General features: G+C 46.2%; 16 protein-coding genes and 1 pseudogene. 9 read left to right on the forward strand and 8 right to left on the reverse strand.

All coding sequences use genetic code 11. The features are described 5' to 3' along the window. The first annotated feature begins 21 nt into the window (after positions 1-21). Positions 22-2,040 (forward strand): NADPH-dependent 2,4-dienoyl-CoA reductase, encoded by a 2,019-nt coding sequence (locus KFE26_RS15875; protein WP_212600982.1) that lies wholly within the window; start codon positions 22-24, stop codon positions 2,038-2,040. A 335-nt stretch (positions 2,041-2,375) separates the two neighbouring features. Here the strand turns inward: KFE26_RS15875 and yfaE are convergent, their stop codons facing one another. From yfaE to ubiG, 5 genes are all read right to left on the reverse strand, one after another. Further along, complete coding sequence (yfaE, locus tag KFE26_RS15880) at positions 2,376-2,801, reverse strand: class I ribonucleotide reductase maintenance protein YfaE (RefSeq protein ID WP_028759862.1); 426 nt, start codon at positions 2,799-2,801, stop codon at positions 2,376-2,378. A gap of 38 nt (positions 2,802-2,839) precedes the next feature. Continuing rightward, positions 2,840-3,970, reverse strand: coding sequence for a class Ia ribonucleoside-diphosphate reductase subunit beta (gene nrdB, locus KFE26_RS15885; protein WP_028759863.1), 1,131 nt, complete (start codon positions 3,968-3,970; stop codon positions 2,840-2,842). Between the two features lie 74 nt (positions 3,971-4,044). After that, positions 4,045-6,333, reverse strand: a complete 2,289-nt coding sequence (gene nrdA, locus KFE26_RS15890; RefSeq protein ID WP_212600983.1) for a class 1a ribonucleoside-diphosphate reductase subunit alpha — start codon at positions 6,331-6,333, stop codon at positions 4,045-4,047. A 502-nt stretch (positions 6,334-6,835) separates the two neighbouring features. Next, the gene (locus KFE26_RS15895; RefSeq protein ID WP_212600984.1) at positions 6,836-7,507 is read right to left on the reverse strand and encodes an HAD family hydrolase; all 672 of its coding nucleotides are present in this window, start codon (positions 7,505-7,507) and stop codon (positions 6,836-6,838) included. Position 7,508: 1 nt separating this feature from the next. Next, complete coding sequence (ubiG, locus tag KFE26_RS15900; protein ID WP_212600985.1) at positions 7,509-8,219, reverse strand: bifunctional 2-polyprenyl-6-hydroxyphenol methylase/3-demethylubiquinol 3-O-methyltransferase UbiG; 711 nt, start codon at positions 8,217-8,219, stop codon at positions 7,509-7,511. Positions 8,220-8,604: 385 nt separating this feature from the next. On the opposite strand from ubiG, the gene gyrA reads away from it, so the two are divergent. The 3 genes from gyrA to KFE26_RS15915 all read left to right on the forward strand — a co-directional run bounded on the left by gyrA (position 8,605) and on the right by KFE26_RS15915 (position 13,859). Then, a complete protein-coding gene (gene gyrA / locus KFE26_RS15905; protein ID WP_212600986.1) occupies positions 8,605-11,355 on the forward strand; it encodes a DNA gyrase subunit A in 2,751 nt (916 codons plus the stop codon). 134 nt (positions 11,356-11,489) lie between these two features. Next, complete coding sequence (gene serC, locus KFE26_RS15910; RefSeq protein ID WP_131524063.1) at positions 11,490-12,581, forward strand: 3-phosphoserine/phosphohydroxythreonine transaminase; 1,092 nt, start codon at positions 11,490-11,492, stop codon at positions 12,579-12,581. 357 nt (positions 12,582-12,938) lie between these two features. Continuing rightward, the gene (locus tag KFE26_RS15915) at positions 12,939-13,859 is read left to right on the forward strand and encodes a LysR family transcriptional regulator (protein WP_212600987.1); all 921 of its coding nucleotides are present in this window, start codon (positions 12,939-12,941) and stop codon (positions 13,857-13,859) included. Here KFE26_RS15915 and KFE26_RS15920 read toward each other — a convergent pair. From KFE26_RS15920 to KFE26_RS15930, 3 genes are all read right to left on the reverse strand, one after another. After that, positions 13,856-14,752, reverse strand: a complete 897-nt coding sequence (locus KFE26_RS15920) for a YjjW family glycine radical enzyme activase (RefSeq protein WP_212600988.1) — start codon at positions 14,750-14,752, stop codon at positions 13,856-13,858. The genes KFE26_RS15915 and KFE26_RS15920 overlap by 4 nt on opposite strands. After that, positions 14,724-16,274, reverse strand: coding sequence for a YjjI family glycine radical enzyme (locus KFE26_RS15925; RefSeq protein ID WP_212600989.1), 1,551 nt, complete (start codon positions 16,272-16,274; stop codon positions 14,724-14,726). The genes KFE26_RS15920 and KFE26_RS15925 overlap by 29 nt, the downstream gene beginning before the upstream one ends. A 375-nt stretch (positions 16,275-16,649) precedes the next feature. Beyond that, complete coding sequence (locus KFE26_RS15930; RefSeq protein ID WP_212600990.1) at positions 16,650-17,840, reverse strand: amino acid aminotransferase; 1,191 nt, start codon at positions 17,838-17,840, stop codon at positions 16,650-16,652. A gap of 435 nt (positions 17,841-18,275) precedes the next feature. Between KFE26_RS15930 and aroA the strand changes: the two genes are divergently transcribed. From aroA to KFE26_RS15955, 5 genes and pseudogenes are all read left to right on the forward strand, one after another. Next, the gene (gene aroA, locus KFE26_RS15935; RefSeq protein WP_212600991.1) at positions 18,276-19,556 is read left to right on the forward strand and encodes a 3-phosphoshikimate 1-carboxyvinyltransferase; all 1,281 of its coding nucleotides are present in this window, start codon (positions 18,276-18,278) and stop codon (positions 19,554-19,556) included. Between the two features lie 186 nt (positions 19,557-19,742). Further along, on the forward strand, positions 19,743-20,435 hold the full coding sequence (gene cmk, locus KFE26_RS15940) for a (d)CMP kinase (protein WP_006081720.1): 693 nt from the start codon (positions 19,743-19,745) through the stop codon (positions 20,433-20,435). 98 nt (positions 20,436-20,533) lie between these two features. Beyond that, positions 20,534-22,204: pseudogene (gene rpsA / locus KFE26_RS15945) on the forward strand (30S ribosomal protein S1); the annotation flags it as partial. 73 nt (positions 22,205-22,277) lie between these two features. Further along, a complete protein-coding gene (gene ihfB / locus KFE26_RS15950; RefSeq protein WP_006081718.1) occupies positions 22,278-22,565 on the forward strand; it encodes an integration host factor subunit beta in 288 nt (95 codons plus the stop codon). 122 nt (positions 22,566-22,687) lie between these two features. After that, on the forward strand, positions 22,688-22,963 hold the full coding sequence (locus KFE26_RS15955) for a LapA family protein (RefSeq protein WP_028759876.1): 276 nt from the start codon (positions 22,688-22,690) through the stop codon (positions 22,961-22,963). Position 22,964: the final 1 nt, after the last annotated feature.

Here is a 22,964-nt window from a genome sequence, read left to right on the forward strand (position 1 = left end):
TTGTTTTAAAAGGATGTTTGAATGTCGTTTCCCCATTTATTAGAACCCTTAGATCTGGGATTTACCCAGCTCAAAAACCGCGTGCTTATGGGCTCAATGCACACAGGTTTGGAAGAAGAAAAGGGCGGATTTGAGAAACTGGCAGCGTTCTACAAAGAACGCGCTCTGGGCGGTGTAGGTTTGATTGTGACGGGTGGTATTTCCCCCAATCTTCGTGGTCGCCTTACGCCCCATGCCTGTCAGCTGAGTTTTCCTTGGCAAGTGGGTAAGCATCGCGTGGTAACGCAGGCGGTGCATGAGGCTGGCGGTAAGATCTGTATGCAAATTTTGCATGCGGGACGTTATGGCTATCATCCTTTTTCCCAAGCACCAAGTAAGATTAAGTCACCCATTACACCCTTTACGCCGTCTGCTATGTCTAGTCGTCAAGTGCGCTCGACCATTAAGGATTACGCCAACTCCGCCGCCCTTGCCAAGAAAGCGGGTTACGATGGTGTTGAGGTGATGGGCTCTGAAGGATATTTGATCAATCAGTTTGTCAGTGCGCGCACCAACACCCGCACCGATGAATGGGGTGGTGCGTTTGAAAAACGGGCGCAATTCCCGATTGAGATTGTTAACGCGATACGGGAAAAGGTCGGAAAAGACTTCATCATTATCTTCCGTTTATCCATGCTCGATCTGGTGGATAACGGTTCGACTTGGGATGAAGTGGTGCAACTGGCCCAGTGGTTAGAGCAAGCTGGCGTATCCATTCTAAATACGGGCATTGGCTGGCATGAAGCGCGAGTACCGACCATTGCGACAAGCGTGCCCCGTGGCGCCTTTGCGTGGGTGACGGAAAAGCTCAAACAATCTGTTTCCGTTCCCTTAATTGCGACTAACCGCATTAACACCCCTGAGATTGGTGAGCAGATTATCGCCTCTGGTCAAGCTGACATGGTGTCGATGGCGCGGCCTTTCCTTGCTGATCCTGAGTTTGTAAATAAGGCTGCGGCGAACACGCCGGAGCTTATCAACACCTGCATTGGCTGTAACCAAGCTTGTCTTGATCATACTTTTTCCCTCAAGCGCGCAACTTGCTTAGTGAATCCTCGTGCCTGTTATGAGACTGAAATCAACTTCTTACCCACTGCAAATAAAAAGCGTATTGCGGTGATGGGGGCAGGCCCTGCGGGCATGGCGTTTTCTGTTTATGCCGCCATGCGTGGCCATCACGTTGTCTTGTTTGAAGCGAAATCTGAGGTGGGTGGTCAGTTTAATCTCGCCCGTAAAATTCCTGGGAAAGAAGAGTTTAACGAGACTATTCGTTATTTCATTAACCAAATTAAGCTGCATAAGGTGGAGCTGAGATTAAATACTCGCCTCGATGCCAGTGTGTTGGCGACCGAAAAGTTTGATGAAGTGGTAATCGCCTCAGGCGTTGTGCCGCGTGATTTAGTCTTACCCGGCTTTGATGACCCACGGGTGGTCGATTATCAAAAAGTGCTCTCGGGTGAAGTGACTGTCGGTAATACGGTGGCCTTGATTGGCGCCGGCGGTATAGGGTTCGATATGGCGCACTTTTTGTGTGAGCGCCAGTCGAGCACCTTGAACCCCGATAAATGGCTACAACAGTGGGGCATAGATAAAACTTACCAGCATGCGGGCGGCCTAACTGAACCTCATTCCGACAATACTGATCATCGTAAGGTGTTTTTACTGCAACGTAAAACGTCGAAGATGGGCAAGGGCTTAGGTAAAACTACCGGCTGGATCCACCGTCTTGTGCTTAAGCAACATGATGTGAAGATGAAAACGGGCGTGAGTTACGATAAGTTTGATGAGGCAGGACTGCATATTCGCGTGGGTGAAACCGCTGAAGTGCTGGCCGTCGATAACGTCGTCTTGTGTGCTGGACAAGAATCGAATCGCACGTTAGTGGATGAGATGAAAGCGACGGGCCTGCCTGTGCATCTGATTGGTGGCGTAGATGTAGCGGCAGAGCTTGATGCTAAGCGTGCAATCCGCCAAGGCGCTGAACTGGCAATGCGTTTATAGAAAGTCGATAAGTCGTACGTTTTAAGCGTTAAGTATTCTATTTCAGATCCTGAAAGCCTGAACCTGTGTTCAGGCTTTTTTGTTTTAGTTTGTTTTAGGTTTTTTAGTGTGAATGCATTGAAAATAGAGAGAAGGGAGAATAGTGGGTTTTAATACGTTTGGTATCTAATGGCGCGGATTGAATAAGGCTGTATTGAAAGGGGCAGTTTGTCTTAAAGCTACTCTTTGTTTAAGAGATACTCTTTGTTTAAAAGCTCATTTTTGTTTTAAGGCGATTTTGGGTTTTAACGCCACATCTTGTTTAAAACAGCTTATTGAACAATCGAGTCTTGCCGTTATGAGTCTTCAAACACTGCCTGTTTCTGCGTGCGTGTGTCACTTGCTACATTTTGTGTTTGTTTTGGCTTAGCCAAACTGGCTTTATTCTGATGAGATTGACACGCATAGGTGACCACAGCTGCACCTTCAGGTGACAAGTCCAGCTCTAAATCTTCGGTTGGCACACAGCAGCAGGGCAAACATTCATCATGTTTGAGTTCGGCTAAGGGTTCGTTTAAGTAGCTGACTTTTCCGCTGATGACGCGTGTTTTGCAGGCGCCGCAGAAACCGTTGCGACATTCTGAGAAGATTTTAACTTTTTTAGCTTCGAGCGCTTGCAGCAAGGTGCCTTGTTGCTCGGTAAAGAGCAACACAGGTTGACCTTGAAGGCGCACGATCGGCGCCTTCGCAAACAGGTTTTGTGGCCGTTTTTTTGATGTCACTGTTTTAATGCCATTTTGTAACGTCACTTTTAAGTGTCTTATAGATCGAAGTCGAGGAACTCATCACCATCAACCGCGGAGTCGATTTGGCCGACAAGGTATGAAGAGACTTCAACTTCCTGTGGTGCAACTTGCACTGCATCGCTTTCTAACCAGTTTTTCATCCAAGGTAATGGATTGGTTATTTCTGGGTATGGTTGCGGTAGATTCACCGACTTCATGCGTTGATTAGTAATAAATTCAACGTATTGGCACAGGATCTGTTCATTCAAACCTATCATAGAGCCGTCTTTGAATAGGTATTTTGCCCATTCTTTTTCTTGCTCTGCGGCTTTGAAGAATAAATCGAAAGCTTCCTGTTGGCATTCTGCAGCAATTTCACCCATTTCTGGATCGTCTTTACCGCCTTGCATGATGCTTAAAATATGCTGAGTGCTGTTTAAGTGTAAGGCTTCATCACGGGCGATTAAGCGAATGATTTTCGCGTTACCTTCCATGAGCTTACGTTCAGCAAAGGCAAATGAGCACGCAAAGCTAACATAGAAACGAATAGCTTCTAGGGCGTTGACTGACATCATGCACAGGTACAAGGCTTTTTTCAGGGTGCGGGTATTGACTATGACTTCTTTGCCATCGATAACATGGGTTCCTGCACCGAGTAAATGGAATATCTGAGTCAGTTGGATCAAGTGATCGTAATAAGCGGCGATATCGGTCGCACGGCTTAAGATTTCTTTGTTCACGACGATATCGTCGAAGATCACTGAAGGATCGTTAACAATATTGCGAATGATGTGGGTGTATGAGCGCGAGTGAATCGTCTCAGAGAAAGACCAAGTCTCAATCCAGGTTTCTAATTCAGGCAGTGACACCAGCGGCAAAAAGGCCACATTGGGCGAGCGGCCTTGAATCGAGTCGAGTAGGGTTTGGTATTTCAGATTCGAAATAAAGATGTGTTTTTCATGATCAGGCAATGCACCGTAGTCAATCTTATCGCGACTGACGTCTACTTCTTCCGGGCGCCAAAAGAAAGATAACTGCTTTTCTATCAGTTTTTCGAACACTTCATATTTTTGTTGATCGTAACGAGCCACGTTGACCGATTGACCTAAAAACATAGGTTCACGGGTGGCATCGTTAGGTGTTTGACAGAAGGTAGAGTAGGCCATGGTGCTATTTTTCCAATGGATAGGGATCCACTAAATAGGGATCCCTATAAAACCGTTAACGTTAAAGTTAAAGACTAGATTTTACATGCGCCGCCGGCGCAACCGTCATCTTCTTTCTCTAAATTGGTGATGTCATCGTGTGAATCCGACGCACCATCGCGAGTGTTATGGTAGTAAAGCGTTTTAACACCTAACTTGTAAGCATTGAGCAAATCTTTCAGCAGGGTTTGCATGGGTACTTTACGGCCTTCAAAACGTGAAGGATCGTAGTTAGTGTTAGCTGAAATCGCTTGGTCAACGAATTTCTGCATAATACCCACTAGCTGTAAGTAACCGTCGTTGCTTGGCATTTTCCACAGCAATTCATAGCTATCTTTCAGTGTATCGAAATCTGGTACCACTTGTTTTAGTTGACCGTCTTTGCTCGATTTCACGCTGATAAGGCCACGTGGTGGCTCAATACCATTGGTCGCATTGGAGATTTGCGACGAGGTTTCTGAAGGCATTAATGCCGACAGCGTCGAGTTACGCAGGCCATATTGCTTGATATCGCTACGCAGTGATTCCCAGTCTAAGTGCAATGGTTCAGCACAAATTTTATCTAGGCCACGTTTGTAGGTATCGATTGGCAAAATACCTTGAGAGTAAGTGGTCTCGTGGAATAACGGACACGCACCTTGCTCTTTGGCCAAATTCATTGAGGCTTTCAGTAAATAGTACTGAATCGCTTCGAAGGTTCTGTGGGTTAAAGCGTTCGCGCTACCATCAGAATACTTCATGCCGTTTTTCGCTAAATAGTTAGCGAAGTTGATCACGCCTATGCCTAAGGTACGGCGATTCATCGAGGCGATTTGCGCGGCCTTGATAGGGTAATCTTGATAATCCAATAGATTATCCAGTGCGCGTACGGCGAGGTCGGCTAATGGCTCAATATCAGATAACTCTTTGATAGAACCTAAGTTAAGTGCTGACAGCGTACAAAGCGCGATTTCACCTTCAGGATCATCGATGTTGTTCAATGGTTTAGTCGGCAGGGCGATTTCAAGACACAGGTTAGACTGTCTGATCGGCGCGACTTTTGAATCGAACGGGCTGTGAGTGTTGCAGTGATCCACGTTCTGAATGTAGATACGGCCCGTTGAAGCACGCTCTTGCATCATCAGTGAAAACAGCTCAACTGCTTTTATCGTTTTCTTACGAATGTTGCTGTCTTGCTCATATTGCACATATAAACGTTCGAATTCGTTTTGATCTTCAAAGAAAGCATCGTACAAGCCAGGTACGTCAGATGGGCTAAATAAACTGATATTCTCGCCTTTGATCAGACGTTGATACATCACTTTGTTCAACTGCACACCGTAGTCTAAATGACGGATACGGTTGTCTTCGACGCCGCGGTTATTTTTCAATACCAGCAGAGATTCGACTTCTAAGTGCCAAATAGGGTAGAACAGGGTCGCAGCACCGCCACGCACGCCGCCTTGAGAACACGACTTCACTGCGGTTTGGAAATACTTATAGAAAGGTAAGCAACCTGTGTGGAAGGCTTCACCACCACGGATTGGGCTACCTAAGGCGCGAATACGACCGGCGTTAATACCGATACCCGCACGTTGGCTGACGTATTTCACGATAGACGAAGCGGTCGCGTTGATAGAATCTAAGCTGTCACCACATTCGATCAGTACGCAAGAGCTAAACTGACGCGTTGGGGTGCGCACACCGGCCATAATTGGCGTTGGCAGCGACAGTTTAAAAGTTGATACCGCGTCATAGAAATCTTTAACGTATTTCAGGCGCGTCTCTTTTGGATAACGGGCAAACAAGCAAGCCGCAACCAAAATGTAAAGGAACTGGGCGCTCTCGTAGATTTCGTGGGTCACACGGTTTTGAACTAAATATTTGCCTTCAAGCTGTTTTACTGCAGCGTAGGAAAAGTCCATATCGCGCCAGTGGTCGATATAGGTATCCATCACATCCAGTTCTTCGCGGGTGTAATCTCTTAAAATGTGTTGATCGTATTTACCCAGCTCAACCAACTTAGTCACGTGAGCATACAATGCGGGCGGCTCAAACTGACCGAAGGCCTTCTTACGCAAATGAAACACCGCTAAACGGGCAGCGAGGAACTGATAGTCCGGTGATTCTGGAGAAATTAAATCCGCCGCAGCCTTGATAATGGTTTCATGGATAGCTTCGGTTGGGATGCCATCGAAAAACTGTAGGTGCGAGCGAAGTTCAACTTCCGAAACAGAAACGTTTTTTAATCCCTTGGCTGCCCAAGTAATTACGCGGTGTATTTTTTCGAGATCGATATTCTCACGATCGCCACAGCGTTTTGTGACTGTCATAGTGCTATTCATTTGGAGATAGGCCTTGGTTCTTATATGTATTTAGGTGAGCAAAATCACCGTACGTATCCTTGTAAAACAATCAATAATCGTCCCTTAAATACAGCTGACTGGTTAAAAACGAGTCAATTAAGCGGCGAGCTTCTAGTGTGTCTGATTGTTACCTATACACAAGATATGGTGTTTTAAATTATATGGGATACAAGATAGTGAGGTTTGCCCCTATTTGCAAGTCTGAATTCAGGGGACATCTTGTGGATAACGTGAGGATAAAATTTTGCGTTAGTAACGACTAACCTTGAAGCTCAATTTCAGGTTAGCGTGTCACACTCATGGGGGATTTTTAGGCGATCTTTTCTTTAGATCGCGATCGCTCACGAGTGCCGATCTTTTATCCGCCTGACTTTTTCCGTGGGTCATAAATAGTATGCTGACACACTGATGTTCGTCAGTGAAGTTACGTATTGGATGCCTTATTCGTGAGCATTGTAGGCGCTGTTTTTGGTTGATGTTGTTAAGCCAATGCTTCGATTAGTGCTTGATGTAGCTCAGTTGGGCTCGCAAAATGCGCGTGCGCTGGCCATTGCAACGGCTTGTCGTTCACGCCCAGATAACCCCATAGGGCCACGCCGCCTAACATGCCAGCAGCCTTGGCCGCGAGCAAATCTCGCTCGGCATCCCCAAGATACAAAATGTATTCTGGAGCACAGTTCAGCTGTTGTGCGCCTAACAGCATAGGTGCAGTGTGGGGTTTTGGGTGTTTTGTAGAATCGCCACTAATGATAACGGGCATACGCAAGTGTAAATTCAGTTTTCGCAATAAGGGACGGGTAAAGCGCGCAGGCTTGTTGGTGATCACCCCAAACGGCAGCTGAGTTAACTCGAGCCAGTCGAGTAATGCCGCTATGCCTGTAAATAGCGCACAGTGATCGCCATTTATACGCTGATAGTGGGCGAGTAGCCCTTGCTGAACTTGAGACCGAAGATCTTCTGCCGCATCAGGGATCGCGGCATCGACTAAGGCAAAACTGCCGTGGGATGCGGCGTAGCGCATGGCCGCTAACGGCTGCGCGGCGATGCCGACATCTTGAAGACTTAAATTGAGGGCTTGCACCAGATCCGGCGCGGTATCGGCTAAGGTGCCGTCGAGATCGAACAGTACGCCTTTGATCTGTGCCAGACTCATATTAATCAACCTTACGCGTCGCTATCATGTAATTCACATCAACCTTAGGCGTGTACTTAAAAATGCCCGTCAATGGGTTGTAGCTTACCCCTAAGGCATCGGTACAGATAAGATCGGTATTATCTACTAGCTCAATCAGCTCCGAAGGCTTAATGAATTTTTTATGCTCGTGGGTGCCAACTGGCAGCATTTTTAGCAAATATTCCGCGCCTAAAATGGTGTGCACGTAGGATTTAATGTTGCGGTTGATGGTGGAGAAAAACACATGACCACCGGGTTTGACCATGTCACAGCATGCTTTAATCACAGATTGTGGATCGGGTACATGTTCGAGCATTTCCATGCAGGTCACCACATCGTAATAGGCTTGATGATCTTGGCTGTGGGCCTCGGCAGTATTTTTTACATAATTAATGATCACGCCCGTTTCGAGGGCATGTAGGCGGGCGACTTCTAAGGGCTCATCACCCATATCTAAGCCATCAACCTCGGCGCCGATGCGGGCCATGCTTTCAGACAAAATGCCGCCACCACAGCCGACATCGAGCACTTTCTTGCCGAAAATACCGCCAGCGGTTTGATCGATATAGTTTAAGCGCAGCGGGTTTAATAGATGCAGCGGCTTAAATTCGCCGTTGAGATCCCACCAAGTTTCGGCCATACGTTCAAACTTTGCGATTTCCTGTGGGTCTACATTGGTATTCTGATGCATGCTATTACCTGAAGAAGCTGTATTGTGCGGCTATTATAACGACTATGTTTGATAAACAAAGTGCTCGACTGAGCTAAGCCCTTGTGGTTGAGTGAATTTTCAGCAGTTATCTGCTTTTATGTTAATTGTTGTGCTCCGTATCGACCTTTTACTTTATCCCTTTGACGATTTTTCCTCATCGTAAGCCGTGAATTTCAACGCTTGTTTATCGCACAAACGACCAAATTGACAGTGTTTTCATCTATTAAGCCACCAGACTCTCAATTCGATAATGATAGGTCTGGCGACATTAAATAACTGTGTTAGAATGCCAAATCACGTTTTTGGGCTAGGCAATGATACGGATTATACGTTGTCGGCTATTTTTCAGGGGAACGAGCAGTTTATGACTGATCTGGCATCATCTATTTCGCCAATTAATATCGAAGACGAACTAAAGAATTCGTACCTTGATTACGCCATGAGCGTTATCGTGGGACGTGCATTACCAGACGTGCGCGACGGCTTAAAGCCAGTTCATCGCCGCGTTCTGTTTGCCATGAGTGAATTGAAGAACGATTGGAACAAGCCTTACAAAAAATCTGCCCGTGTGGTCGGTGACGTCATCGGTAAATATCACCCCCATGGTGATTCTGCTGTTTATGACACTATCGTCCGTATGGCCCAGCCATTCTCACTGCGTTACACCTTAGTAGACGGCCAAGGTAACTTCGGTTCGGTCGACGGTGACTCAGCAGCTGCAATGCGTTATACCGAAATCCGTATGGATAAGTTAGCGCACCAATTACTGGCCGATCTTGAAAAAGAGACAGTGGATTTCGTTCCTAACTACGACGGCACAGAACAGATCCCAGCTGTATTACCTACACGCGTACCTAACCTGTTAATTAACGGTTCATCGGGTATTGCCGTGGGTATGGCAACCAACATCCCACCACACAACCTAACGGAAGTAGTGAAAGGCTGTTTGGCATTGATTGAAGAACCTTCACTGTCGATTGAACAGTTGATGGAATACATTCCAGGTCCGGATTTCCCCACTGCGGCGATTATCAATGGCCGTAAAGGCATTATTGATGCCTATAAAACTGGCCGTGGCCGCGCGATCATGCGTGCTCTGGCAGATGTGGAAACCGAAGATAATGGCCGTGAGCGCATTATCGTCACTGAAATCCCGTATCAAGTGAACAAAGCCCGTTTAATCGAGAAGATTGCCGAGCTGGTTAAAGATAAAAAGCTTGAAGGGATTAGCGGTCTACGCGACGAGTCTGATAAAGACGGTATGCGTATCGTTATCGAAATTAAGCGCGGTGAAGTGGGCGAGGTTGTACTCAATAACCTTTATGCTCAAACGCAAATGCAGTGCTCTTTCGGGATTAACATGGTGGCCCTGACCAATGGTCAGCCTAAACTGTTTAACCTTAAAGAAATGCTCGAATGCTTTATTCTGCATCGCCGTGAAGTCGTGACGCGTCGTACCGTATTCGAACTGCGTAAAGCCCGTGAGCGTGCCCATATTTTGGAAGCGCTGGCGGTTGCACTGGCTAACATCGACCCAATTATTGCACTGATCAAAGCCTCTCCAACGCCTGCGGATGCCAAAGTGAAATTGGTTGAGCAAGGTTGGGAGTTAGGCCACGTTCAAGGTATGTTGGAAAAAGCGGGCGATGACGCCGCGCGTCCTGAGTGGTTAGAGCCACAATACGGTATTCGTGACGGTCAATACTTCCTGACTGAGCAACAAGCTCAGGCCATTCTGGAACTGCGTTTACACCGTTTAACCGGTCTTGAGCACGATAAGATCATCGCTGAATACGAAGAATTACTCGAATTTATCGCGGGTCTGCTGTTTATTCTGCGCAGTCCTGAGCGTTTGATGGAAGTGATCAAGGAAGAATTAGTTCAAATCCTTGAAGAATATGGTGATGCGCGCCGTACAGTGATCAATGCCAACGAAGTCGATATGAGTCTTGAAGACTTGATCAACGAAGAAGACGTTGTGGTAACACTGTCGCACTTAGGTTATGCCAAGTATCAACCGTTGACCGATTACCAAGCCCAGCGCCGTGGTGGTAAAGGTAAAGCCGCGACGAAAGTGAAAGACGAAGATTTCGTTGAGAAGCTGTTAGTTGCCAATACCCATGACACCATTTTGTGCTTCTCTGATTTTGGTAAGATGTACTGGCTCAAAGTGTATCAACTGCCATTAGCGAGCCGTACGGCCCGTGGTCGTCCAATTGTTAACTTGCTGCCGTTATCCGATGGCGAGCGCATTACTGCGATTCTGCCAGTACGTGAATACGCGGCGGACAAGTACATTATCATGGCGACCTCTCACGGTACTGTGAAGAAAACCGCACTAACTGCTTATAGCAACCCACGTGCAAACGGCATTATCGCCGTTAACCTCAAAGACGGTGACCAACTGATCGGTGTCGATATCACTAACGGTGATGACGAAATCATGTTGTTCTCGAACGAAGGTAAAGTGGTTCGCTTTGGTGAGAAAGTTCGTGATTCTGAAACAGGCGAAGTGAAAACCGATCCTGAAACCGGTGAAGAAGTCTTGTCCTTACGTCCTATGGGCCGTACTGCAACAGGCGTTCGTGGTATCCGTTTAGAAGAAGGTCAGAAAGTCGTGTCGCTTATTGTACCCAAAGGCGATGGCGCGATTCTGACTGTGACTGAAAACGGTTACGGTAAACGGACGCAACTGTCTGAATATCCTGCGAAGAGCCGTGCGACTAAAGGTGTGGTTTCAATCAAGGTGAGCGAACGTAATGGCGCTGTTGTTGGGGCTGTTCAAGTCGGTCTTAACGACGAACTGATGCTCATCAGTGATAAAGGTACCTTAGTGCGTACACCTGCGAGCGGCGTGTCTATCATTGGCCGTAACACTCAAGGTGTAACGATTATCCGCACTGCGGGCGACGAGAAAGTGGTCGGCCTACAACGTATCGATGAAATCCAAACTGAAGAAGATGAAATCGAGCTGGATGAAAACGGTTTACCGATTGTTCCTGTCATTATCGAAGGTGAATTAGCCGACGAGGCGCTTGAAGAAGCGCTGGATGACGAAGAAGAGTTGGACGAAGATGAAGACGAGCTTGCTGATGATGAGCAAGACGAAGAGTAATTAAGTGTCATATTAACGAGCGTCCAATTGGACGCTCGTTTTTTTAATGGCATTGATGTTGATAGCATTGTTCGTTTTAGAATGGTTTCGTTTTATCAATACCTACATCATGGTTGGGATTAAGGAGAGTGTCAGTGAGCGCGATTTATAATTTCTGTGCTGGACCTGCAATGTTACCCGCAGCGGTAATGAAAAAAGCACAACAGGAATTACTTGATTGGAATGGCCAAGGCGTTTCCGTGATGGAAATCAGCCACCGAAGTAAAGAGTTCATCGCGCTTACACAACAAGCCGAGTCCGATTTACGTGAACTGATGCAGATCCCCACAAATTACCATGTGCTATTTATGCACGGCGGTGGTCGTGGACAGTTCTCCGCTGTTGTGAATAATTTTTTAGGTAATCATGGCCGAGCCCTGTATTTAGTCAGTGGTCAATGGTCATCTGCCGCGTTAGCCGAAGCACAAAAGCTCGTGGGTGAAGCGCAGATTGATAGCTTGAATATTGTTGAAAAACACAATGGACTCAATGCGGTTGTCTTACCTGATTTACATAAAATCGATGCCGATTATCGCTATGTTCACTATTGCCCTAATGAGACAGTAGATGGTATCGAAATTTTTGATGAATTAGACTCACCTTGGCCAATTGTTGCCGATTTATCGTCAACCATTATGTCACGTGAAATCGACGTCAGCCGCTACGGTTTGATTTACGCTGGCGCACAAAAGAACATAGGTCCATCGGGTCTGTCGATAGTGATAGTGCGCGATGACATGTTAAAACTGCCGAGTTTACCGCAGTCGTCCATCATGGACTATCGTTTAGCCGTTGAGCATGACTCTATGTTCAACACACCGCCAACCTTTGCTTGGTATCTCGCCGCTGAAGTCTTTGCTTGGCTTAAGTCCATTGGCGGCATTGCGAGTATTGCAAAAATTAATCAACAAAAAGCGCAGATGTTATATCAATGCATTGATGGTAATGCTTTCTACCGTAATGGGGTTGTTGCAGCGAACCGCTCACAAATGAACGTGACTTTCCAATTAGTCAACGAAGCGCTCGATAGTGAGTTCCTAAAGCAAGCCCAAATAGCTGGACTCGTTGCCTTAAAGGGCCATCGTATCGTAGGTGGTATGCGTGCTAGCCTCTATAATGCAATGCCACTCGATGGTGTAGTTGCTTTGGTCAAGTTTATGAATGAGTTTGCAAACAAACATAGCTAGGCTTAGCTGTATTGAGTTACTCACTAGCTTGCGACGCTTAGTGTCTAGGCTTTGCTGCCTGAATATCAACGTTATGCTTATTGAATGTTGATCATCAGTTAGCCATCCCAAGTTAGACATCCCAAAAGCGAATGCTCAAATGCATTCGCTTTTTTGTTAGCTTTAATTTATCGACAATAGCGTTAAGCAAGATGACGTTGAGACCAGATGCCTTCAAGAACACTCGTTTTGAGAAAGCCTGTGAGCTGACGCGCATTACTGAGTAAGATGCTGGGTTAGTTGTATGTTATTGTTTATCATAATTAAAAGAACGTATCTTTAGATGTGTATACACGATAAATCAATAGGATGTTACAGATGGATTTGGCCAAGCTTTCGCGGATTAGTATGAAGCATTTGATCACTTTGCATGTGATGCTCGATACCCTGAGTGTAACCGCCAGCGCCGAACGTTTATGTTTAAGCCCCTCATCCGTCAGTAAAACCTTAAGCCAGCTCAGGGACAGTTTAAACGATGAACTGTTCTATCGTAACGGCAACTCACTGGTAGCAACCCCATTGGCAAGACGATTAGGCCCAAGCGTGCAGCAAATGATCAATGATATGAATCAGATCATGAGTCAAGATGCGTTTAATCCAGCCCATTTTGAGGGGCGTTTTTCACTTGCGATGCGCGAAAGCACCTTTGAACTGCTGGCCGCCAAATTAAGTGCCCATATTCTCAGTTTGGCCCCCCATATCCATCTCGATATTTATAGCAAAGACAATATTGGTTTTGATGGACTCATCAAAGGCTCGTTAGATTTTGTGCTGTTACCTCACGATCTGAGCCAACCTAATTATCTTCAAGATGATCTGGTGTGGGAAACCTTGTTCAGCGATGAAATGGTCTGCCTGATGAATTCATCCCATCCCTTGGCTAAACAGCCGCAGATCAGCTTCGATAATTACCTAAGTTACCGCCATATTGGCATTACCGATACGGATCTGAGTACGCCATTTTTTGATATTTTGCTCGCCCAGCAATCTAAAAAACGTGCTGTACCCATTTCAGTCCCTGACTTTGGCAGCGCAGCGTTAATGTGTCACCACAGTGAACTGCTTTTTACCTGCTCGCGCCGCTGGGCATCCATTGCCAGCCAAGCTAAAGGCTTAACCGTCAAGTCCTTACCGATAGAATATGGCAAAGTGGCTTACAGTCTCGTTTGGCATAGACAAAGTATGAATGATCCCGCGCTGCGCTGGCTGTACGAGCAAATTTTGCTTTGCAGTCGTTAAATATAGCAAGAGGGCAAGATAAGATTTGTAACGCCTCGCTTTGCAAGCTTTGCGGCCAAGCGTTCAATATCGGCTTGTTTACAGCTTGGCCAATTGAGTGCTTCATCGACAACACCATGGTGGTGAAAGGCGTTTAATTTAACCCGTGTATCCGCACCTAGCTGAAGCAAATAGGTCGCTAGCGCTTCTATCTCCTGTTCATAATCCGTGATGCTCGGAATATGCAGCAATCTTACTTCATACAGTTTTTGCTGTTGAGCCAATAGCTGAATGGATTTGAACACGGCATGGTTGTCGCGACCGGTAATGTACCTATGGGTATCTTGCTGCCACGCTTTAAGATCCACCATGGCGCCATCTAAAAACGGCAGCAGTTTATGCCAACCGGTTAGACTCAAACTGCCATTGGTGTCGAGCATGCACGTTAAGTGTGATAACGACTCTGTCGCCTTAATCCCTTTAAACAACGCAATAATGAACGGCAATTGCAGGCTCGCTTCGCCGCCGCTCACGGTAATACCATTAATAAAGTGACGCTGACTGTGCAGAATCCCTAGTATTTCTTCAACTGTGTAATGCGTGACCTTAGGGCTCGCTTGTTTCGGACACACTGCAAGACAGTTATCGCATTGGCTACAACGCTCACTATCCCAGCGAATGCGGGGCTTGTTATTGAGGTTTATCAATGTCAGCGCATTGTCAGGGCAGGTGGCGACACAATCGCCACAGGCATCGCACAATCCTATGGTATGTGGGTTATGGCAGTTTTTGCATTGATAGTTGCAGCCCTGCAGGAATAACACGAGCCTGCTGCCAGGCCCGTCAACGCAGGAAAAGGGCAATAGCTGACTGACCATTACTTGCCTATTCAAAGACACAAGGGGAGTGCTCATGGGCTATGACTCGTGCTTGGCGCTGCAATATCCCCGTATTAACCGCCGCTTCTGCGGCTAAGCCTGTGGTATTGAGGCGTGAGCCGCACTGCTTAAACGCTTCAATATCCGAGCGTTTTACCATATAGCCGGTCACGCGCATTAAATCATTAGAGGTAACATTGGCGGTAAATTCCCTAAAACCTAACTCAAGCGCGGCTTTACACAGTTGGAACATGGCTTGAGGATTGGATTTTACGGTTTCATCGATAGTCAAAATATCGCTAATCCCCGCCGTATAATACTGATGATGTTGCGCTAAGGCTTGAATGTGAGCGATGGGATTGGGCTCAGTGCCATAGGGAATGCGAACGCCTGGGGTCACGTCTTTATCGATACTGATGCCGCCCTGTGAATGCAGCAGTGCTCGCCCATGGTAACCATGCGTGACGGGTGTTGATTTCACTATGGCATCGAGCGTGGCAGAAATACGGTAGCCCAGCTGATTTGCATCCATTTCATGACCATATCTCGAGTGTTTAGCTGACTTAACTTCTCCACTGGCTGTTAATGTTTGCAGAATATTTACCGCTTCCGCCATACCGTAAATGCCAAACATAGGCGCAAAACGCGACTCATTAATCAATTGCTCTTTAACTAAAAAACTGTCAAAGAAGTGTGATTCTTGATGCAAAAATGCCGAGCGCGCCTCGATAAGTTCAAAGGTGAGTGAGCAGTAATTTGGCAAGACAGCATCAAAAAAATCACTGATTGAAGTGGCCTTTAACGCGACCTCTTTAAGATTAAGCCGAACTAAGGTATTGGCGCCGCCCGCAAATGGCAAGGCATTGTAGCAACTGACAATACCAAAACCGAGTTCATCAAACGCACTGGCGTGCAGTGGGTAATTCGCGATGTGCGGCTTACTGCAGTGACAAATATTGGTGGTGGCAAGCAATAACAAATCATCTGGCGTGATGGCTGGGTCGTACATAAAGGTCAAATTGGGGGCAACTTGTTTTAACTCGGCATCAATGCGCAGTAGGGTGCGACAAACAATGTTGTCTGTCGGGCCAATATTGACGTGCATAAAGGCATCGGGCAGGGTTCTGTCGAGCATGATCCAGAACAGTTTAAGTTTACGATATAGTACCTCTGCATCCATTCCCTCGGTGAAAGGCATTAATATTTCATCCAGCTGACCTAGATACACTGGAATATTAGTCACCGATGGCACGTGGTGATAAAGGATGGTTAAAGCATTGAGGGCTTCATCTAAATCCTGCGCCGGTGAAAGCTCCAAATATTCTGAACCTTGCTTTAGATAGCGGGCATAATCTGGCAACACATAGCGCGGTTTAAACGGCGCATGGCCTTCAAACATATCGCAGATAATACCGTCATTCATTGCGGCTTTTGCTTCAGTCGATATCGGCATGTAGGGCAAACTGGCTTCCGCTTCTAATGCTAAATAGTTGGATTTTTGCTTGGGTGAAAGCTGCGGGTTGGTGACGATTTGCACTAATCTATCTGGTAATAACATGGCGGAATATCCACAAGTTCTATGATAACCACTAATCTACTCAGTGGCTTTGGCTTTAAAAAGTGAAAATTGCCGCAGTCCTGATTAATGAAATGGAAATCCGCCGACCGAGGTCACAATTTGTGGCTTATTGCGATAACGCCGCGATGTCAAAATCGCTAGAATGTGGTTTTACAATTAAAAATAAATGCTTGAACTGTGAGACGTGGCCTTGCTTGTCATATTGTGGATATGAAACTGAGGTTAATGAACTGCCAAAACTGATCGGGTGGGATGATTGAAAAATTTAACACTTGAGGCGGTAAATGAACTCTGCTGTATTCCTTTATTGCGGGAATACAGCAGAGTGAGCGGTGCAGATAAACTCAGCGGCGCTTAGAGCACTTTAGCGATCGATTGGGCTAAGTAATCGACGTTATCTTCACTGATCCCAGCAATACTGATGCGGCTTGAACCCACCATATAAATACTGAATTCTTTTTGCAGGCGCGCCACTTGCTCTGGATCTACCCCAAGGAAAGAGAACATACCTTTTTGGCGGGCGATAAAGCTAAAGTCACGGTCTACGCCATTGGCTTTAAGTTTATCCACTAAAATGGCGCGGTTGCCGTTAATACGATCGCGCATTACTTTCAGTTCATCTAGCCATTCTTGAGTTAATTCTGCCGATCCTAAAATCGTCTCAACAATCGCGGCACCGTGGGCAGGTGGCATAGAGTATAGGCAGCGAACCACATAAAGCAGCACAGATTGTGCGACATTGGCGGTATTGGCATCTTTGGCAATCACAGAACACGAACCGATACGCTCACGGTACAGACCGAAGTTTTTCGAGCATGAGCTGCAAAGGATCATATTATCGACTGCTGCCGCCATTTTGCGCACGCCGTAGGCATCAATATCAACGCCATCACCAAAGCCTTGGTATGCCATGTCAATCAGTGGCGTAAAGCCTTGCTCTTTTGTCAGGGCAACCACTTTATCCCATTGTTCTGTAGTTAAATCCATTCCGCTAGGGTTATGGCAACAGGCGTGGAATAACACCACATCATCTGGACTCACTTGCGATAGTGCAGCAAGCATCTCATCAAATTTCAATGATTTGCTATCGTAGTCATAATACGGATAGGTTTTAACGGTAATGCCAGCCGCTTCGAACAAACCGATGTGGTTTGCCCAAGTTGGGTCGCTTACCCATAACACCGCATTCGGGTTGCAGCGTTTGATAAAGTCGCCGGCCACGCGCAGTGCACCAGTACCACCGGGTGTCGATACAGTGCGGATACGGTTAGCTATGATGGCACTGTGACCAGCACCAAAGGCGAGTTCAGTCATCAAGGTGTTGAATTGTGGCGAGCCGGTTGGACCGATATACACTTTAGTGGTTTCGGTATCGAGACGGAATTTCTCGGCTTTTTTTACGCAGCTCAGGATCGGGGTCACGCCTGTAGGGTCTTTATAAACGCCCACACCTAAATCAACTTTTTGCGGGTGGGTGTCTTCGCGGTACTGAGTCAACAAGCCAAGGATGGGATCTGCTGGCATTGCGATGAGTGAGTTAAACATAGCTCCATCTACCTTTCTGGTTATAGTGCAAACGTGATTGTTTGTATCAGATATGCGTTATTTATCGTTTGGGGCTTAGAATAGCGCGGAAAGGTAAAGTATTTAAAGTGAAAACTGTGATTACACGCCAGTTATCTTGGCAAAAAAGCCTGCCAAAAATACGGTTAAATCATAAATTAACCGCTTAAATTTTGCGTTTTTGTTATTTTTACACTGAACTCAGTAAATAATCTGACCAAAAAGCCATTTTTCTCGAAAAAACGGTTGAATCCTTAGCGACAATCGGTAATTTTATAACGACGAAGCACCAACAAGGCCCCAATCTCCTTTTATTTGTAATCTTAACTTGACGCTGTGTAGCGTGAAGTTGCCATTTTGCGTATTCAGTCCGCGTGATCGTGATGATGACGCCCTATAGAGAAAGAAGATTTATTCATGAAGCAATTACGTCTTGAACCTGTTGTGCAAGTCCGCGGTGAGATCAATATTCCGGGCTCAAAAAGTATTTCAAATCGTGCCTTATTGTTGGCGACCTTAGCTCAAGGCACGACCACGCTTACCAATCTGCTCGACTCAGATGATATTCGCCACATGCTGGCCTCCCTTAAGCAGCTAGGGGTGAACTACCGTTTATCGCAAAACAATACTGTGTGTGAACTTGATGGCTTAGGTGGTGTGATTTCCTCAGAATCCGCACAGGAATTGTTTTTAGGCAATGCGGGCACGGCAATGCGCCCCTTGTGCGCAGCCTTAACCTTAGGCCAAGGCGAATTTACCCTCACGGGCGAGCCGCGCATGGAAGAGCGCCCGATTGGCGACTTAGTCGATGCCTTAAGGCAACTCGGTGCCAATGTCGTTTATCTTAAAAATGACGGTTTCCCACCGCTGACGATTAATGCAACGGGTCTTAATGGCGGCGATGTTGAGATTGCGGGTGATTTATCGAGCCAATTTTTAACCGCCCTATTGATGGTGGCGCCGCTTGCAAAGGGCAGCGTGAATATCCATGTCAAAGGCGAATTAGTTTCTAAGCCGTATATCGATATTACGTTGGCCCTGATGGCGCAATTTGGCGTAACTGTCATCAACCATGACTATGCCCGTTTTGAGATTGTTGCAGGCCAGCGTTATATATCACCGGGTAAAGTGCTGGTCGAAGGTGATGCGTCATCGGCATCGTATTTTCTCGCCGCTGGAGCGATTAAGGGCGGTGAAGTCAAAGTCACCGGTGTGGGCCGTTTAAGTATTCAAGGCGATGTGAAATTTGCCGATGTGCTTGAAAAAATGGGCGCTGATATTGAGTGGGGTGATGACTATATTATTGCCCGTGGCTCTCAATTAACGGCCGTTGATTTAGACATGAACCACATTCCCGATGCGGCTATGACCATTGCTACCGCAGCGTTATTTGCTAAAGGCACGACCGTTATTCGTAATATCTATAACTGGCGCATTAAAGAGACCGACCGCTTAGCGGCCATGGCGACGGAATTACGTAAAGTAGGCGCTGAAGTGGAAGAGGGCAACGATTACATTAAAATCACCCCGCCTGCGGTGATTAACACCGCAGAAATTGATACCTACAATGATCATCGTATGGCCATGTGTTTTTCGATGCTGGCATTTGCCGATTGCGGTATTACTATCAATGATCCTGATTGCACTTCTAAAACATTCCCAGACTACTTTAAGCAGTTTGCGAGTCTGCAAGGCTAAGCCAATCTGCTTCGTCATTGTTACAACTATTGATGTCAAGAATAGTCAGCCGTATTTGCGCGGCTGCTAATCTTCATAAAAAATCCACGGATTTTGTTTGTCTTTTGTTGTACAATGCTGCGCGCTCATTTTCGGGGGCTCACTTGATGAACTCACGGATGATGGTTATTTTTTGCGGAGGAATGTATGTCTGAACGGGCTCCTGTAGTCACAATCGACGGCCCAAGTGGTGCTGGCAAAGGTACAATTAGTCAATTATTGGCTCAGCATCTAGGTTGGCAACTACTTGATAGTGGTGCTATTTACCGAGTTCTTGCGCTCGCAGCAATTCATCATAACGTTGAACTGGAAAATGAAGAATCGATCACGCTGTTAGCGGCACATCTCGATGTGAAGTTTTTAACAGGCAATGATACCGATCCGGTTCAAGTGATATTGGAAGGTGAAGACGTCACCACCGACATTCGCACTCAAGAGTGCTCAAATGCCGCTTCAAAAGTCGCCGCGTTTCCACGGGTGAGAGAAGCGTTATTACGTCGTCAACGGGCCTTTAAAACGGCGCCAGGATTAATTGCCGATGGTCGCGACATGGGAACTGTGGTTTTCCCAAGTGCGCCGGCAAAATTATATTTAACCGCCTCAGCTGAAGAGCGTGCCCAAAGACGCTATAATCAGTTGCAGGACAAGGGCTTCGATGTTAATATCGAGCGCCTTTTAAGTGAAATTATCGAACGTGATGACCGCGATATGAATCGTCCGGTGGCTCCTTTAGTCCCCGCCGAGGACGCGCTCATTATAGATACAAGCGGAAAGGGTATTGATGAAGTGTTAGCGCTTGCGCTTAACTTTATCAACCAAAAATTATCCGACACTAACTAGTTAGCCCACCGGATAGGTATTCGTATTAAGGATGATACGGATAATTTGACTGACTCCACGTCTAGGACGGACAGTGGTTTAATAAAGAAAGTAACCTAAACATGACTGAATCTTTTGCTGATCTATTTGAACAATCCCTTCAAACTCTGGAATTCCGTCCAGGTTCTATCGTTCGTGGTACTGTTGTATCAATCAAAAACGGTATGGTACTGGTTGACGCGGGTCTGAAGTCTGAAAGCCCAATCCCAGCTGAACAATTCAAAAACGCTCAAGGTGTTTTAGAAATCGCTGTTGGTGATGAAGTTGACGTAGCTCTTGACTCTGTTGAAGACGGCTTCGGTGAGACTCAACTGTCTCGCGAAAAAGCGAAACGTCATGAAGCTTGGATCGTTCTGGAAAAAGCTTATGAAGATGCTGAAACTGTAATCGGTATCATCAATGGTAAAGTTAAAGGCGGTTTCACTGTTGAATTAAACGGTATCCGTGCCTTCTTACCAGGTTCTCTAGTTGACGTGCGCCCAGTTCGCGACACCGCTCACTTAGAGTACAAAGAATTAGAATTCAAAGTTATCAAGCTAGACCAGAAGCGTAACAACGTTGTTGTTTCTCGTCGTGCAGTTATCGAATCAGAAAGCAGCGCTGAGCGTGATGCACTGTTAGAAAACCTGCAAGAAGGTCAAGCAGTTAAGGGTATCGTTAAGAACCTGACTGACTACGGTGCATTCGTAGATTTAGGTGGTGTTGACGGTCTGCTACATATCACAGATATGGCGTGGAAACGTGTTAAACATCCATCAGAAATCGTCAATGTTGGCGATGAAATCAACGTTAAAGTACTGAAGTACGATCGTGAGCGCACTCGTGTGTCTCTAGGTCTGAAACAACTTGGCGAAGATCCATGGTTAGAAATCAGCAAACGCTACCCAGAAAACACACGTTTAACTGGTCGCGTTACTAACCTAACTGACTACGGTTGCTTCGTAGAAATCGAAGAAGGCGTTGAAGGTCTGGTTCACGTTTCTGAAATGGATTGGACTAACAAGAACATTCACCCATCTAAAGTGGTTAACTTAGGTGATGAAGTTGAAGTTCTGGTTCTGGACATCGATGAAGAGCGTCGTCGTATTTCTCTTGGTCTGAAACAATGTAAGACCAATCCATGGGATGACTTCGCAACTCGTTACAACAAAGGCGACAAGGTTTCTGGTAAGATCAAGTCAATCACTGACTTCGGTATCTTTATCGGTCTTGACGGCGGTATCGATGGTCTAGTTCACCTGTCTGACATTTCTTGGAACGGTACTGGCGAAGACGCAGTTTCTGAATACAAGAAAGGCGATGAAATCCATGCAGTGGTTCTGTCTGTAGATCCAGAGCGTGAGCGCATCAGCTTAGGTGTTAAGCAAACTGAAGATGATCCATTCAACGCATACTTGGCTGACAAGAAGAAAGGTACTATCGTAAACGGTACTGTTTCTGCTGTTGATGCTAAAGGTGTGACTGTTGAACTGGCTGACACTGTTGAAGGTTACATCCGTGTAGCTGACATTTCACGTGAGCGTATCGAAGATGCATCTACTGTCTATAATGTAGGTGATGCAATCGAAGCTAAGTTCATGGGTGTTGACCGTAAGAACCGCTCTATCAGCCTGTCAATCAAAGCGAAAGACGAAGCTGAAGAGAAAGAAGTAATGGCGACTCTGAACAAACAAGATGACGCTGTTATTAGCAATGCAATGGCTGAAGCGTTTAAAGCAGCTCGTAAATAATCGCCTGTTGTTTGGGGAGACATCTCTCCCCATTAGGCGACTGTGTTTGGCTTGATAATAGGGGATAGCTAGGATGACGAAATCTGAACTTATCGAAAAACTCGCCACCAGGCAGTCGCAGCTGTCGGCGAAAGAGGTTGAAGGCGCAATCAAAGAAATGTTGGAGCAAATGGCAACAACATTAGAAAGCGGTGATCGTATTGAGATCCGTGGCTTTGGTAGTTTCTCGCTTCACTATCGTGCACCGCGGACTGGCCGTAATCCAAAGACTGGTTCATCAGTCGATTTGGAAGGTAAATACGTCCCGCACTTTAAGCCAGGCAAAGAACTGCGCGAGCGTGTTGACGCCGTTAATGTGTGATTGACCGCATAGTAAAAAGCCTCCGTTAGGAGGCTTTTTTGTATCTATTGCAAGGCAATGCTGGTCAGCTTAGTAAATTTCTTGGATAATCATTAAATTGAAACGCGTTTAGGGAGTGCAGCGTGAAATCATTTGTAGCAACTGTGCTTGTGGCACTGTTATTTATTTTGGCGTTGATTTTTGGCGCGCGTAACGAACAAGTGGTGACCATCAGCTATTTTGTCGCACAGGGTGAATATCGTTTACCTGTTGTCTTAGCGATTGTCTTTTTTGCTGGTTTTATTTTGAGTTGGTTATTTGCTAGCTACTATATTGTTCGCTTGAAATTAAGTTTAGCGGCAACTAAAAAGAAACTAAATCAAGTGATCGCTAAAATCCCTCAGGATGTAGACGCCTAAT

The sequence above is a fragment of the Shewanella sp. M16 genome, assembly GCF_018224605.1.
GTDB classification, from domain to species: Bacteria; Pseudomonadota; Gammaproteobacteria; order Enterobacterales; family Shewanellaceae; genus Shewanella; species Shewanella oncorhynchi.